Genomic DNA, 15,391 nt, shown 5'->3' on the forward strand with positions numbered 1-15,391 from the left:
GAGAAGAGGCAGGTGAGGTTACTTCAGCATGGGCTTGAGGAAGCGAGCGGTATATGAAGCCTCGCATTCGGCGACCGTTTCCGGGGTTCCGGAAACGAGGATCTCTCCGCCGCCGCTTCCGCCTTCCGGCCCAAGGTCAACGATCCAGTCAGCCGTTTTGATGACATCCAGGTTATGCTCAATCACCACGATGGTATTACCCTGATCGCGCAGCTGATGCAGTACTTCCAGCAGCTGCTGAATATCGGCAAAGTGCAGACCGGTGGTCGGTTCATCAAGGATATACAGCGTCTGCCCGGTACCGCGTTTGGACAGCTCGCGCGCCAGCTTGACGCGCTGGGCCTCGCCGCCGGAGAGCGTAGTCGCCGACTGGCCAAGGCGAATATAGGTCAGCCCGACGTCCATCAGCGTTTGCAGCTTACGCGCCAGCGCCGGAACCGCATCGAAGAACTCACGGGCTTCTTCAATGGTCATATCCAGCACTTCATGAATCGTTTTGCCTTTGTACTTAATCTCCAGCGTTTCGCGGTTATAGCGTTTGCCTTTGCACTGGTCGCACGGTACGTAGATATCCGGCAGGAAGTGCATCTCGACTTTGATTACGCCGTCGCCCTGGCAGGCTTCACAGCGGCCGCCGCGCACGTTAAAGCTGAAGCGGCCCGGCGTGTAGCCACGCGAACGTGATTCAGGTACGCCGGCAAACAGTTCACGGACCGGAGTAAAGACGCCGGTATAGGTGGCCGGGTTGGAGCGCGGCGTACGACCGATTGGGCTCTGGTCGATGTCGATCACTTTATCGAAATGTTCCAGACCCTGTACATCGCGGTACGGCGCCGGTTCCGCAATGGTGGCACCGTTGAGCTGGCGCTGGGCAATCGGGAACAGCGTGTCATTGATCAGCGTGGATTTACCCGACCCTGAAACGCCGGTAATACAGGTGAAGAGCCCCACCGGCAGCGTCAGCGTTACGTCTTTCAGGTTGTTACCGCGCGCGCCGGACAGCTTCAGCACTTTCTCTGGATTCGCGGGTACGCGCTGTTTCGGCACCTCAATTTTACGCTTGCCGCTCATGAACTGGCCGGTCAGTGATTCCGGCACCGCCATGATATCTTCCAGCTTACCCTCGGCAACGACCTGACCGCCGTGCACGCCGGCGCCAGGGCCGATATCGATAACATGGTCAGCGGCGCGAATAGCGTCTTCATCGTGCTCAACGACAATCACTGTGTTGCCGAGATTACGCAGGTGGATAAGGGTTCCCAGCAGGCGTTCGTTATCGCGCTGGTGCAGACCGATAGAGGGCTCATCCAATACGTACATCACGCCGACCAGGCCTGCGCCGATCTGGCTGGCGAGGCGGATACGCTGCGCTTCGCCGCCGGAGAGGGTCTCCGCCGAACGGGAGAGCGTCAGGTAGTTCAGGCCGACATTGACGAGGAATTTCAGACGATCGCCAATCTCTTTCAGTACTTTTTCGGCAATTTGCGCGCGCTGGCCGGAGAGCTTCAGGTTGTTGAAGAAGTCCATCGCGTGGCCGATGCTCATGTCTGAGATGGTCGGCAGCGGCGTATTTTCCACAAACACGTGTCGCGCTTCGCGCTTAAGGCGCGTCCCTTCACAGCTGGCGCAGGGACGATTGCTAATGAATTTAGCTAACTCTTCGCGTACTGCGCTGGATTCCGTCTCTTTATAACGGCGCTCCATATTATGCAGCACGCCTTCAAACGGATGGCGGCGTACGGAGGTATCGCCGCGATCGTTCATATATTTGAATTCAATATTCTCTTTGCCTGAACCGTACAGCACGACCTTTTGTACGCTGGTATTGAGCGTGCCCCAGGGCGCTTCAACGTCGAATTCATAATGTTCCGCCAGCGACTTCAGCATCTGGAAGTAGTAAAAATTGCGCCGATCCCAGCCGCGAATCGCTCCGCCCGCCAGCGACAGCTCAGGGTTCTGAATCACGCGCTCCGGATCGAAATACTGCTGGACGCCGAGGCCGTCGCAGGTCGGGCAAGCGCCTGCCGGGTTGTTGAAGGAGAACAGGCGCGGTTCCAGTTCGCGCATGCTGTAGCCGCAAATCGGGCAGGCGAAGTTGGCGGAAAACAGCAGCTCTTCGGCTTTCGGATCGTCCATATTGGCGACGATGGCGGTGCCGCCCGACAGCTCCAGCGCGGTCTCAAAGGACTCGGCCAGACGCGTGCTGAGATCGTCGCGGACCTTAAAGCGGTCGATCACGACTTCGATGGTATGTTTCTTTTGCAGCTCCAGCTTCGGCGGATCGGAGAGATCGCAGACTTCGCCGTCGATCCTCGCGCGGATATAGCCCTGCCCGGCGAGGTTTTCCAGCGTTTTGTTATGTTCGCCTTTGCGCTCTTTAATGATCGGCGCCAGCAGCATCAGGCGCTGACCTTCAGGCTGGGAGAGAACATTATCCACCATCTGGCTCACGGTTTGCGCCGCCAGCGGCACATCGTGATCCGGGCAGCGGGGCTCGCCGACGCGCGCGTACAGCAGGCGCAGATAGTCGTGAATTTCGGTAATGGTGCCTACCGTAGAGCGGGGGTTGTGGGACGTTGATTTCTGTTCAATGGAAATCGCCGGCGACAGCCCTTCAATATGGTCGACGTCGGGCTTCTCCATCAGCGACAGGAACTGCCGCGCGTAGGCGGAGAGCGATTCAACGTAGCGACGCTGCCCTTCGGCATACAACGTGTCGAAAGCCAGTGAGGATTTGCCTGAACCCGAAAGCCCGGTGACGACAATGAGTTTGTCGCGCGGGATGACGAGGTTGATATTTTTGAGATTATGGGTGCGGGCGCCCCGAACTTCGATCTTATCCATTCACCTTTCCCGGTAGATACGCGGATTGCCTGGTTTGTTAGAAGGACAAACGGCAGAAACGGCTAATTATGACACAATTTAACCTGTTTGAATATACAGTATTGGAATGCATTTTCCGGCGAGGTATGCAAAAATGTCGTACCGCGAGAGTTCTCTGGAACATACTTCCCAGCTATCAACATAGCACCTGGAAATGGTACACTCGCGCGTTTACACTATTAAGAAACGCATTCAGGAGACACAAACATGGCCAGCAGAGGCGTAAACAAGGTGATTCTCGTCGGTAATCTGGGCCAGGACCCGGAAGTACGCTACATGCCGAGTGGTGGCGCAGTTGCCAACATTACGCTGGCTACTTCCGAATCCTGGCGTGATAAAGCGACCGGTGAGATGAAAGAGCAGACTGAATGGCACCGCGTTGTGCTGTTCGGCAAACTGGCGGAAGTGGCCGGCGAATATCTGCGCAAAGGTTCTCAGGTCTATATTGAAGGCCAGCTGCGCACCCGTAAATGGACTGACCAATCCGGTCAGGAAAAATACACCACCGAGGTTGTAGTCAACGTTGGCGGCACGATGCAAATGCTCGGCGGTCGTCAGCAGGGCGCGGGCGCCCCGGCAGGCGGTGGTCAGCAGCAGGGCGGTTGGGGACAGCCTCAGCAGCCGCAGGGCGGAAACCAGTTCAGCGGCGGCGCGCAGTCGCGTCCGCAGCAGCAGGCTCCGGCAGCGCCTTCCAATGAGCCGCCGATGGACTTTGACGACGATATTCCGTTCTAACGAAGCGTTAGCGTCGTAAAGCCCTCTCTTAAAAAGCCCCTGTTTGGGGCTTTTTCTATTTTCTGACACAGCTTATCTGCATTAATTCACTGTGTGGCAGGTGTGGCAGGTGTGGCAGGTGTGGCAGGTGTGGCTGTCGGATTTACTGCCGACGCGACCTGATTTTTAGAAGCCGCCGTCGCCTGCTGCTTACGCGCCATTTCATCCACGATCAGCCGATAAGCAATGTAGTACTTATAGATATTGCTGACATAGCTTACGGTCTCGGAGCCGATTTTCTCGGCGGCCAGATACTCAACGTTGCCAAACCACACGTTCGGGTCAAAACCGCGCCTTTTAGTATCCGCCCGTAGCCGGGCAATGCGCCCGGGGCCCGCGTTATAAGAGGCGAACGAGAACAGCGCCTTATCAAGCTGGGTCATTGGTTCTTCGCCATAGTAGCGATCTATCATCCAGCGCATGTATTTCACCCCCGCATGAATATTGGGGTCGAGCTGCTTAATATCGCCGACGTTGAGCTCCTTACCGGTGCTCGGCATGACCTGCATAACGCCAATGGCGCCGACGTGGCTACGCACCGACTGATTAAGCCGCGATTCCTGATACCCCTGAGCGGCCATCAGCAGCCAGTCAACATCGTAGCGATCGCCATATTTGCGAAAGATCTCCACCATGGCCAGAAATTTACGCCGTTCTTTTTGCCCCGCCGCGTTTTTAACGTAGCTGGCATCCTTCAGGTAGCGCAGCAGTATCGTATTACCCAGCCTGCTGCCCTGGCGATTCTTATTGATGAACGCATTAAGCAGGGCCAGCAGCTGCGGGCTATTGTTACGTACCGCCCAACCGATATTACCTTCGTCGCGCAGAACAATGTTCTGATGAACCTGAATCCTGGGGAAGACCTGTTTCCAGAACAGGGCCTTGTGGCGGTCGACCACGATCAATGGGATCAGGCCCGCGCTGAGCATCTCTATCAGATCCTCATCTTCCAGCGCTTCGGGCGCCGGTTCGATGGTGATGGGGGGCAGCGATTGCTGCGCAAAGCGTGCGTTGAGCGCGACCAGGCTCGCGTAATAGCTGGATGAGGTGCGGACGAAGACCGTTTTACCGGAAAGCTGCTGTAGATTGTCCACTTTGGGAGAGCCGGGACCAGAAAGAAGCAGCTCCTGAACGTGAGAATAGAGCGGTGCAGTAAAGGTCATCTCCTGCTGACGCTCAGGCGTGATCGTCAGGTTGGCGGCAATAATATCCCCTTTTCCTGCGTTAAGCGCGCTGATGAGCTGGTCACGGGCCACCGGAACAAAGATGATCCGCACTTTAAGGTGACGATGCTTGAGCTTTTTCTCTTTCGCCAGGCTTTGATTGAGACTGCGTTCAAACTCCATAAATATATCGTGAGTCGCGCCGCGCTGGGTGCCTTTATTGATAAAGAAAAAAGTTTTGCTGAAGGGGGTTAATACGCGAATGGTTCGCCGGTCGAGCATACCCGGTAAATCTCCCCTCCATGGCTGTAGCATATCGTCAACGTTGACTTCCAGGGCGTCGCGTTCCGCTGGTTCTGATCGTTTGTTCTCTGTAGCCGCGTAACCGGATGTGAGGCACAGTAGCGCGGCAAAGCATGCCAGCCAGCCGACAAGGTATCGATAGAACGACGAAGTGTTCATGGCGCGGTGCTCCGCAGGGAGATGGTCTTATTTTAGTCAATTTCTGGCCGTTAGCATGTCCGCGAACAAGTTTGAGAGTCGGTTAGCCGGTTATTTTAATTATTTTATTAATTAGCATGCTCGGTATTTTGGGCGAGATTATAAAACTATAAATCTCTAATTAATTGTGGAGGCAATATGATTGAATTATGTTTTTTTAATGTGGATATTATTCATTTTTTTAATTTCGCTTTCCTCTAAATGCACTTTTACCATTTCTATCTTTTTGTTTTTATTGCATTAACAAAAAACATTCATACGATAAATAATTATCGACTTGATAATAAATCTCATTTCTAATAACGTTGAGTGGCACAATAATCCTATTACTGCTGTTCGGCAAAGGCTATCAAAGAATAGCGTGGCGCGTTTATTTCTTCGTTTTTGCCAGAGTAATAAATCTATTTTGGCCACCCATTATGATTGCTATCTCGCTATTTAAGCGGGAGGGCCTCACTACGCCAAAAAGAGATGTTGCTCTATGCAGGGAAGTCATTGCCGTTGTTTATCTGACGGAAGAAGAAGGCGTGCCCCGACAGCAAAAAAGAAAACAGGGCATATTCCATGAAACACAGTTCACACTACTCGCTGGCCGCGCTGATCCCGATGGCCATCTGGGGAGGGATGCTGCCAGCGCAGGCCGCTGATGGCACGACTCCAGACGATACGAAGAAATCTGAAACGACTGCGGTAAATAACGATGAAACCATGGTGGTCACCGCGGCGGCGCAAACGCTGCAAGCCCCCGGAGTATCCACCATCACCGCCGAAGAAATCCGTAAACATCCGCCCGCGCGCGATGTCTCCGAGCTGATTCGTACCCAGCCCGGCGTCAACCTCACCGGTAACTCTACCAGCGGGCAGCGCGGCAATAACCGCCAGGTCGATATCCGCGGCATGGGGCCGGAGAACACCCTGATTCTGGTGGATGGTAAACCGGTGACCAGCCGTAATTCCGTGCGCTATGGCTGGCGCGGCGACCGCGATACCCGCGGTGATACCAGCTGGGTGCCGGCGGAAATGATCGACCATATCGACGTCATTCGCGGCCCTGCTGCGGCCCGCTACGGTAACGGCGCGATGGGCGGAGTGGTCAATATCGTCACTAAACCGGCCACCAGCGAGTGGCATGGTTCATGGAATACCTATATGAACGCGCCTCAGCACCGTAAAGAGGGCGCGACGAAACGGACAAACTTTAGCCTCAACGGCCCGCTATCGGATGAGGTCAGCTTTAATTTATGGGGAAATCTGAGCAAAACGCAGGCCGATGCCCAGGATATTAATTCCGGTCATGAAGCAGCGAGAACCGGTAGCTATGCGGGATCGTATCCTGCAGGACGCGAAGGGGTAGTGAATAAAGATATTCACGGCAAGCTGCGCTGGGAGTTTGCGCCAATGCAGGCGCTGGAGTTTGAAACCGGCTACAGCCGCCAGGGCAACCTGTATGCAGGGGATACCCAGAATACTAACACCAGCACGTTGGTGAAAAGTATGTACGGTAAAGAGACTAACCGTCTCTATCGTCAGACTTACGGCGTGACGTGGACCGGCGGCTGGGATAACGGCGTGACCAGCAATACCTGGGCGCAGTATGAGCACACCCGTAACTCGCGCATGAACGAGGGGCTGGCGGGCGGAACGGAAGGGATCTTCTCCAGCAGCGAATTCTCCGATATCGACCTGTCGGATGTGCTGCTGCACAGCGAGGTCAATATTCCGTTTACCCTGGGATTTGAGCAGAATCTGACGCTGGGTACCGAGTGGAACCAGCAGCGGATGAAGGATGGCGTGTCGACTACCCAGTCACTCTCTTATGGCTCCATTGACGGCGTTTCGGCAACCGGTCGTAGTCCTTATTCCAGCGCCGAGATCTTCTCGCTGTTTACCGAAGACAATATCGCGCTGACCGATAGCACCATGCTGACGCCCGCTCTGCGCTTCGATCATCACAGCATCGTCGGCAATAACTGGAGCCCATCGCTGAATCTCTCGCAGGGGCTGGCGGATGACTGGACGCTGAAGCTGGGGATCGCCCGTGCCTATAAAGCGCCGAACCTTTATCAGCTTAACCCGAACTATATCCTCTACAGCAACGGCCAGGGCTGCTATGCCAGCAGCTCAGCCTGTTATCTGATGGGGAATAGCGATCTGAAGGCGGAAACCAGCGTCAATAAAGAGATTGGCCTTGAGTATAAGCACAATGGCTATCAGGCCGGGCTGACTTACTTCCGTAACGATTACCATAACAAGATTGAATCGGGCTACTCGGCGGTGGGGACGGCCAGCAACGGCACCACCAATATTTACCAATGGGAAAACGTACCGAAGGCGCTGGTTGAAGGGCTGGAGGGCTCGCTGAATCTTCCGGTAAGCGAAACGGTCAACTGGAGCAACAACCTGACGTGGATGCTGCAGAGTAAGAATAAGACCACCGGCGATCGCCTGTCGGTGATCCCGCAGTTTACGCTGAACTCTACCCTGAGCTGGCAGGCACGCGACGATCTTTCGCTGCAGAGCACGTTCACCTGGTATGGCCGCCAGAAACCTAAACGCTTCAATTATAAAGGCGAGGCGGTGTCCGGCAGCGAGCTGAACGAAGTGAGCCCGTACAGCATTGTCGGTCTTAGCGCGACCTGGGATGTGAATAAAAACCTGAGCCTGACCAGCGGAGTGGACAACCTGTTCGATATTCGCCACTACCGTGCCGGTAACGCGCAGACGACGGGAAATTCGACGACCGGCGCTTATCTGTATGGTGCAGGCGCGGAAACTTATAATGAATCGGGGCGGACGTTTTATGTCAGCGTGAATACGCATTTCTGATTAACGATTCAAACACCCGCCGGAATAATGAACTATTCCGGCTTGTTATTTTTTATGCCGGGAAAAACCAGTGATATAAATTATGACAAAATCTCCACGGCCTCTACACAATTAATTCAACTTAGCAGCCTACAATGAATCCTGTTAATCGGATCTGCTTGATCCCGGAAACGGTTAACAGTGGCATCCTGCCATTTCCATTCTAAAGTAGTTCCTCTTCCCCCTTCCATTCCCAACCGCAGCAATGCGGAGGAGGGGGAGCCTCTATCAGGTCAGGTTCAGGCTTCTGCGAAACTGCGTTGGTGTCATCGTATAATACCTTTTAAAGGTTCGGTTAAAGGCGCTGATATCTTCATAACCAGCCATCAGACAAATATCAACGATGCGGAAAGGCGGGTTAATCTGCAATAAATTAAGGGATAATTGCATTCGCTGCTGGCGGATATACGCCATCGGCGACATGTTAAAATAGTGGCGAAACAGACGAAAGAGATGCCATTCGGAGTAGCCGGAAAAGCGGCTTAGCGCCTGCATCGTGAGCTTCTTTGCAAGATTGTTTTTTATCCATTGCACCAGTTCGTTAAGCACTGAACGCTGAATTTCATTTCGCGGCATAATGTCCACCCATTTCATTACTATAGAAATCTGGCTGCATAATTTATTCAATATCTCTTCATTTTATCTACGGGATTATGCGTTAATTTCTCCCTGTTCCTGGTTTATCCCAGAGAGCATCATTCCTAACAAGATCTTTTCCCCCTTTCAACCAATGAGAAAGGGGGCTTTTTGTTTTTTTAGTTAAAAAAACAAAAACTATAGAGTTTCGATGTTATGAGGAAATGCTTATCTGACCAGGCGCAAGAGGGAAGGTTCCGTAGAAAAATATTTTTTTCAATATTCTCTCGTATCCATATTTTCTCCATTTTCTCGTCATAATTGCGTGCAATTCTGCGCCTCGTTCAGGTTATTTAAGATTGCGTCAGCAACTGTCTGGTGCAATGAACAGCATTATTCCCGGCAGGTATCTGCTATTGCTAAATATCTTCTAGACGACACCTTCATGCTAAAAAAAACGAGTATTATAGCCGGTCTATTGATTTCCCCTTTAACGCTCTATGCATCAACTTCATATACGGTTGATGACATTCGTTTCGAGGGGCTACAGCGCGTTACCGTCGGCGCCGCGCTACTGAGCATGCCTGTTCATACAGGAGAAGAGGTTTCTAATGAGGATATCAGCGACTCGGTCCGCGCCCTGTATGCCAGCGGCAATTTTGACAACGTACAGATCCTGCGCGATGGCAGCACGCTGGTAGTACAGGTAAAAGAGCGGCCTACCATCGCTAAAATCAGTTTTTCCGGCAATAAATCTGTTAAGGACGATGCTCTGAAAGAGAACCTGGCCGCCAGCGGCATTGAAGAAGGCAGCGCGCTGGATCGCAATACCCTTACGGAAACAGAAAAAGGATTACAGGATTTCTATTACAGTACAGGAAAATACAGCGCTCAGGTTCATGCCGTCGTCACCCCGCTGCCGCGTAACCGCGTTGATTTAAAGTTTGTCTTTCAGGAGGGGGTCTCGGCGAAAATTGCGCAAATAAATATTATTGGCAACCAGGCTTTTAGTGAAGAAACATTATTGGATCAGCTGCAGCTACGTGACAGCGTTCCGTGGTGGAACGTGATTGGCGATAAGAAATATCAAAAGCAAAAGATGGCGGCGGATCTTGAAACCCTTCGTAGCTATTATCTCGATCGCGGCTATGCGCGTTTTAGCATAAATTCAAGCCAGGTGAGTATTACGCCGGATAAAAAATCGCTATATATCACCATTAATATTGCCGAAGGTGCTCGTTATAAAGTCGCCAGTACGATGGTGACCGGCGATATGGCGCAGCATAATCAGGAAATTGAGGCGCTGGTGAAGCCTTTAGCGGGGAAATGGTATAGCGGTGCGGAAATCACGGCAGTCGAGAACAGTATTAAGACGCTGCTGGGAAAATACGGCTATGCCTGGCCGCAGGTGAACACCCTATCGGATATTAATGATGCGGAAAAAAGCGTCATTTTGCATATCAGCGTCGATGCCGGACGCCGTTATTCGGTACGTCAGATTCGCTTTCAGGGTAACGATACTTCCCGTGATGCGGTGCTGCGTCGCGAAATGCGCCAGATGGAAGGTGCGTGGCTGAATGATGAGAAGGTCGAGCAGGGAAAAACGCGGCTGGATCGTACAGGATTTTTCGAAACTGTCGACAAGCAGATTGTTCCGGTAAGCGGTAGCCAGGATCAGGTGGACGTGGTCTATAAGGTGAAGGAGCGCAACACCGGCTCCTTTAACGTGGGTCTGGGCTTCGGCACCGATAGCGGCGTGAGCTACCAGCTCGGCGTCACCCAGGATAACTGGCTGGGAACCGGTAATAGCGTCAGCTTCAACGGCACGCGCAACAGTTACCAGTCCTATCTTGAGCTGGGAGCGACAAACCCTTACTTCACCGTGGATGGCGTTAGCCTCGGCGGTAAAATCTTCTACAACAGCTACGACGCCTCGGATGCCGATTCCGGGAGTTACAACCAGCAAAGCTACGGCGTCGGCAGTACGCTGGGATTCCCGATTAGCGAGAATAACGCTCTTAACCTGGGCCTGGACTATGTCCATAACCGCCTGACCAATATGGACCCGGAGCTCACCACCTGGAGCTATCTTAACTCGCGGGGCATCTATCCTGACGTTGTCACCAAAGATGGCGATAGCGGTGCGACCTATAGCGCCAATGACTATTTTGCCAGCGTTGGCTGGAGCTATAACAACCTGGATCGCGGTTTCTTCCCCCGGGCGGGGAATAAAAGCAGCCTGACCGCCAAGGTTACCGTACCCGGTTCGGATAACAGCTATTACAAAGTGACTTTCGATACCACCCAGTATATGCCGCTGACCGAGAACAAAAGCTGGGTGTGGATGGAGCACCTGCGTGCGGGCTATGCCGATGGGCTGAACGGCAAATCGGTGCCGTTTTACGATAACTTTTATGCCGGTGGATCGTCGTCGGTTCGCGGATTTTCGTCCAATACGATTGGCCCAAAAGCAGCGTATTATCGATGTAATGGTTCTGAAAGCAGCTACAGCACCTGTCCGCTGGATTCTTCATCCGATGCGGTTGGCGGTAACGCGATGGCGGTCCTGAACAGCGAATTTATTGTGCCGACGCCGTTTGTGAATGACAAATATGCCGACAGCCTGCGAACGTCGCTATTTCTCGATGCCGGTACGGTATGGAGTACCACCTGGCAAAATACCGGTCAGACGCTGGCGGCAGGGATCCCGGACTATGGCGACCCTTCGCATATCCGTATGTCTGCCGGGATTGCGGTGCAGTGGATGTCGCCGTTAGGCCCGCTGGTGTTTTCCTGGGCTGAGCCATTTAAAAAATACGATGGAGATAAAGCTGAGCAGTTCCAGTTTAATATTGGTAAAACCTGGTGATGCCCGCGTTTAATATGCGCACAATCGCTTAGATATTTTTGACTCACTCCCGGTGTAATATTACAGGCTACCGCTTTTGGTAGCCTGTAATTTATTGTCAATATATACTTATTTATGTATGTTCATTGCTGGCGCTATCGTTGATTATTATGGCTAACCATTCATTGTTATAATGCAATATTCACGCTACATCTTAGTGAGTATAAAGCGCTTTGAGTATTGTCTGATATCACATTATTAATCGATCGCCTTGCGGTTATCTATGATGAATGCTATCAATATATAGAGTCATTAATCAGCAATGCACGCAAGGATAGAAAATGAAATGGACTATTCATAATACTCTTGTCTGCCCGCATTCCGGGGTAGCTTTTTCCTCAATTTCCAGCCTGCGGTTTTTAAAGTTTATTCTGTGGTATGAGGCCGACATTTTATTACTGCCGGGAGAGTCGATAAAACTCTACTCATCGAGCGTGTTAATCAACGAGCAATATCATGCGGTAAAAGTTTATAACATCACGCGATACGATGAAGCGCAGTGGGAGAAGCTGCGGGAGCGGCCTTCCTGTCCTTATCATTCTACCGCCACGACGGCAGACTCCTGCCGTTACCAGGCGCTCTGCGCCATAAAACGCTGCCCAAACGACTTTCCACGTGCAGTACCGGGGCTGCCGTCGGGGCAGCACGATCTGGGCCAGCAGATACGGTAAAACCTGACCCGTATCTGGCCATTGTTGTTGTTCATGCAGGTGATGTATTGTCACAAAGGGGGGAGAGTGCAGCAGGTTCCCGGTGATTAAGGTCTTACTCTTCTCTGGTGGCCAGAAGAGACGCATCATCCCGGAGGCGGCACGTAGTCCCTGTCCTCCGGGCTACCCTTTTGTTGGCCCTGTCGCCCGGCTATGCACAGTGCGGACCGGGGATTTTCGCTAACGGCGCTTCGCCAGTGCGGGCATTCACGATGGTGTGGGCGTGGCCGCCCGGATAAGGCGGCCCGAAATCAGGTCATCATCATCGGCCATTCAGGCGGAGTCTGGCTCATGACTTCAATCATCACGTCCTTGATATTGCCCCAGATTTTCGCCACGTCCAGCAGCGTAATGCCCAACAGACCGGTGGCAAACCAGCAGGCTGCGGCCAGGCCAATACAGCTACAGATTACCGCTAAACCGGCATAATCACTTTTACGCAGCTGAATGTTCAACGAGCTGGCCAGAAACATCAGCACTGCGCTCACGAGCGGCCAGCGCAAAAGTACGACACTGGTAGTAATGGAAGCCATCAACCTATCCTCAACGAAATTTGGAAGCCTTTGACAACCTGGCGAGACTGACGGTGATGCGATGCTCTGGCTATCTTCAGGCAAACAAGAACGTAATGAAACAACGTTTTTGTTTCATCAGTTAATGTGAACTATATCACATTTGTTCTTTTATTCACCAGTCCAAAATGGGAGTTTTCTTGCGCTCATTGACCCTGCAAAGTTCGTGGTTAATAAGGGGGGAGGGAGAGCTTTCATTGCGAAGGTCGATTATAAGCGATAGTCGAGCGCATTTCTTTTTTAATAAGGTTTAGGTTCTGCGGATTTTATTACATATTCCGGCGAATTATACGGATAAACCGAATTAGATAGTGGGGCTAATCTCATTATGTTGAGAATGTTTCTCACGTCTTGCATTAGCAAGTATTATTCATCATTCATAGTCATGAGGTTTTTACGTCAAAGCGTGGGTTGCTGAGATACCCTGATTCATATCACAGTAAGAGGAATCATCGGGGCCTTTCACCTTGATTAAGGCGTATCGCATGGATAAAAAGCGTAAATGAGTCGTAGCGCGCCACACAAGGCGTTGAGAATTGTTGGCATCGTGCTGGTCATTCTGCTACCGGTGGTGCTGGCATTGTGGTTTGCGCAAATCCGCGCCAAAGCGGAAACCGCCGATCAGCTGCGGCTGTTTTCTCGGCTGGCGCTACAAAAAACGGAGTTGGTTATTCGAGAAGCTGACGAAGCGCGCGATAAGGCCCGTTTGTATCAGGGAGAAGTGTGTTCGCCGTATCATCAGCAATATCTGCTCGGCATTGTACGCGGTCTGCTCTATATCGACGACTTAATCTACGCCAACGGCAGCCATTTTTTCTGCTCCACTGCGGTACGCCGCGAGATGGGGTGGCAAATTCCGGCCGCAACCTATACCAAAAAGCCGGATATCGCGATTTACTACTACCGCGAAACGCCTTTCTACCCTGGCTATGCGATGAACTATCTGCAGCGCGGCCACTATGTGGTGGTGATTAATCCGCTCTCGTTCAGCGCGCTGATATCCAGTGACAGCAATCTCGCCTGGGGCGTGTTTGATACCAAAACGAACCATTTTTTTTCCGTCAGCAAGAACGCCGACCCTGAGGAATTACGTCATCTGATTCGCGCTGAAGAGGCGCTCTTTCAGCAGGATGGCCGCGTTTATGCCATCGCCCATTCCACCGTTCGCCCGATTGCCGTCATCATGTCCACCTCGCGCGTCAGCTATTACCAGAATTTTTATAATCAGGTGACGCTGACTCTGCCGCTGGGGCTGATTTGCAGCGTGTTGCTGTTACTGGTGTGGTCGCGCACGCGGCAGCAGTACCACTCTCCGCGTAATATGCTGCAGCGCGCGTTAAGCCGTCGCCAGCTGTGCCTGCACTATCAACCGATTATCGATATTAAAAATCACCGCTGCGTTGGTACCGAAGCGTTATTGCGCTGGCCGGGGTTTGATGGCCCGGTGATGAGTCCGGCGGAGTTTATTCCGCTGGCGGAAAACGAAGGGATGATCGCCCAGGTTACCGACTATGTCATCGATGAGGTATTTTCCGATCTCGGCGAATTTCTGGCGCGGCATCCGCACCTGTACGTAGCGATTAATCTCTCGGCTGCTGATTTTCAATCCGCGCGCTTGATTGAGCATATCAATGAGAAGGTCCGGCGCTACGCCATCAAGGCGGAACAAATAAAAATCGAAGTGACCGAACGCGGGTTTATTGACGTCCCGAAAACGACGCCGGTGATTCAGGCTTTTCGCGACGCGGGATATGAAATCGCTATCGATGACTTCGGCACCGGCTACTCCAATCTGAACAATCTCCATGCGCTCAACGTCGATATCCTCAAGATTGATAAATCTTTTGTCGATACGCTGTCAAACAACACCACCAGCCACCTGATTGCCGAACATATCATCCAGATGGCGAACAGCCTGCATTTAAAGATCGTCGCTGAAGGCGTGGAAACGGCAGAGCAGGTCGCCTGGCTACAAAAGCGGGGCGTGCAATATTGCCAGGGCTGGCTTTTTGCGAAAGCGATGCCGCCGCAGGAGTATATGCAGTGGCTGGCTAACGACCGCACCAGCCTCTGCCCCTGGCAACAACGTTATCAGGCGGAAATCTGATGGCGATAGTCGGTAGGCGTACGGTCGAATTCGCGGCGGAACACCCGTGAGAAAGTCTGCTGCGATACGTAGCCGAGATCCATCGCGATATCAAAAATAGGGCGCTGGGTGGTTCTTAGCGCTTCCGCAGCGAGCAGCAGACGGCGCTGGCGAATGTAATCACCTAGCGTTTGATGCATCACGGAGCGGAACATCCGCTGGAGATACCATTTTGAGTATCCCGATTTTCTGGCGACTACATCAATGTTAAGTGGTTGATCGATATGTTCATCAATCCATTCAATAAGCGTTTGGATAATATCCTGATGGGACATAAAGCGGCCTCTCTCAAT

The 15,391-nt window shown here is 52.4% G+C and carries 10 protein-coding genes; 5 read left to right on the forward strand and 5 right to left on the reverse strand.

Annotated features, from left to right (window positions below):
* Nucleotides 1–18 precede the first annotated feature (18 nt).
* Nucleotides 19–2,844 carry an excinuclease ABC subunit UvrA gene (gene uvrA, locus HMPREF3178_RS18005; protein ID WP_004109498.1) on the reverse strand — a complete coding sequence of 942 codons (2,826 nt, stop codon included), beginning with the start codon at nucleotides 2,842–2,844 and terminating at the stop codon, nucleotides 19–21.
* Between the two features lie 246 nt (nucleotides 2,845–3,090).
* Between uvrA and ssb1 the strand changes: the two genes are divergently transcribed.
* The gene (ssb1, locus tag HMPREF3178_RS18010; RefSeq protein ID WP_004097799.1) at nucleotides 3,091–3,618 is read left to right on the forward strand and encodes a single-stranded DNA-binding protein SSB1; all 528 of its coding nucleotides are present in this window, start codon (nucleotides 3,091–3,093) and stop codon (nucleotides 3,616–3,618) included.
* Between the two features lie 86 nt (nucleotides 3,619–3,704).
* Here ssb1 and HMPREF3178_RS18015 read toward each other — a convergent pair whose 3' ends face one another.
* A complete protein-coding gene (locus HMPREF3178_RS18015) occupies nucleotides 3,705–5,282 on the reverse strand; it encodes an MltF family protein (protein ID WP_070585345.1) in 1,578 nt (525 codons plus the stop codon).
* Nucleotides 5,283–5,885: 603 nt separating this feature from the next.
* Here HMPREF3178_RS18015 and HMPREF3178_RS18020 point away from each other — a divergent pair.
* A complete protein-coding gene (locus HMPREF3178_RS18020; RefSeq protein WP_017145121.1) occupies nucleotides 5,886–8,147 on the forward strand; it encodes a TonB-dependent siderophore receptor in 2,262 nt (753 codons plus the stop codon).
* A 267-nt stretch (nucleotides 8,148–8,414) separates the two neighbouring features.
* Here HMPREF3178_RS18020 and HMPREF3178_RS18025 read toward each other — a convergent pair whose 3' ends face one another.
* The gene (locus HMPREF3178_RS18025) at nucleotides 8,415–8,762 is read right to left on the reverse strand and encodes a helix-turn-helix domain-containing protein (protein WP_016808427.1); all 348 of its coding nucleotides are present in this window, start codon (nucleotides 8,760–8,762) and stop codon (nucleotides 8,415–8,417) included.
* Between the two features lie 445 nt (nucleotides 8,763–9,207).
* On the opposite strand from HMPREF3178_RS18025, the gene bamA reads away from it, so the two are divergent.
* Nucleotides 9,208–11,631 (forward strand): outer membrane protein assembly factor BamA, encoded by a 2,424-nt coding sequence (gene bamA / locus HMPREF3178_RS18030; RefSeq protein ID WP_017145120.1) that lies wholly within the window; start codon nucleotides 9,208–9,210, stop codon nucleotides 11,629–11,631.
* 320 nt (nucleotides 11,632–11,951) lie between these two features.
* Entirely contained in the window at nucleotides 11,952–12,341 is a 390-nt protein-coding gene (gene iraM, locus HMPREF3178_RS18035; protein WP_004109486.1) for an anti-adapter protein IraM, read from the forward strand.
* A 290-nt stretch (nucleotides 12,342–12,631) separates the two neighbouring features.
* On the opposite strand, the gene HMPREF3178_RS18040 is transcribed toward iraM, so the two are convergent.
* The gene (locus tag HMPREF3178_RS18040; RefSeq protein WP_004109483.1) at nucleotides 12,632–12,913 is read right to left on the reverse strand and encodes a YjcB family protein; all 282 of its coding nucleotides are present in this window, start codon (nucleotides 12,911–12,913) and stop codon (nucleotides 12,632–12,634) included.
* Nucleotides 12,914–13,454: 541 nt separating this feature from the next.
* Here HMPREF3178_RS18040 and HMPREF3178_RS18045 point away from each other — a divergent pair.
* Nucleotides 13,455–15,059: an EAL domain-containing protein gene (locus HMPREF3178_RS18045; protein WP_004109480.1), complete on the forward strand. Its 1,605-nt coding sequence runs from the start codon at nucleotides 13,455–13,457 to the stop codon at nucleotides 15,057–15,059.
* On the opposite strand, the gene soxS is transcribed toward HMPREF3178_RS18045, so the two are convergent.
* The gene (soxS, locus tag HMPREF3178_RS18050) at nucleotides 15,044–15,373 is read right to left on the reverse strand and encodes a superoxide response transcriptional regulator SoxS (protein WP_004109478.1); all 330 of its coding nucleotides are present in this window, start codon (nucleotides 15,371–15,373) and stop codon (nucleotides 15,044–15,046) included. The genes HMPREF3178_RS18045 and soxS overlap by 16 nt on opposite strands.
* Nucleotides 15,374–15,391 lie beyond the last annotated feature (18 nt).

Origin of the sequence: Klebsiella sp. HMSC09D12 (genome assembly GCF_001808475.1) — a bacterium.
Classification (GTDB): domain Bacteria; phylum Pseudomonadota; class Gammaproteobacteria; order Enterobacterales; family Enterobacteriaceae; genus Klebsiella; species Klebsiella oxytoca.

Coding starts and splice junctions, on each gene's coding strand:
- iraM (WP_004109486.1), top strand. CDS start 11,952: ATGAAATGGACTATTCATAATACTCTTGTCTGCCCGCATTCCGGGGTA.
- ssb1 (WP_004097799.1), top strand. CDS start 3,091: ATGGCCAGCAGAGGCGTAAACAAGGTGATTCTCGTCGGTAATCTGGGC.
- bamA (WP_017145120.1), top strand. CDS start 9,208: ATGCTAAAAAAAACGAGTATTATAGCCGGTCTATTGATTTCCCCTTTA.
- HMPREF3178_RS18020 (WP_017145121.1), top strand. CDS start 5,886: ATGAAACACAGTTCACACTACTCGCTGGCCGCGCTGATCCCGATGGCC.
- HMPREF3178_RS18025 (WP_016808427.1), bottom strand. CDS start 8,762: ATGCCGCGAAATGAAATTCAGCGTTCAGTGCTTAACGAACTGGTGCAA.
- HMPREF3178_RS18040 (WP_004109483.1), bottom strand. CDS start 12,913: ATGGCTTCCATTACTACCAGTGTCGTACTTTTGCGCTGGCCGCTCGTG.
- HMPREF3178_RS18045 (WP_004109480.1), top strand. CDS start 13,455: ATGAGTCGTAGCGCGCCACACAAGGCGTTGAGAATTGTTGGCATCGTG.
- soxS (WP_004109478.1), bottom strand. CDS start 15,373: ATGTCCCATCAGGATATTATCCAAACGCTTATTGAATGGATTGATGAA.
- HMPREF3178_RS18015 (WP_070585345.1), bottom strand. CDS start 5,282: ATGAACACTTCGTCGTTCTATCGATACCTTGTCGGCTGGCTGGCATGC.
- uvrA (WP_004109498.1), bottom strand. CDS start 2,844: ATGGATAAGATCGAAGTTCGGGGCGCCCGCACCCATAATCTCAAAAAT.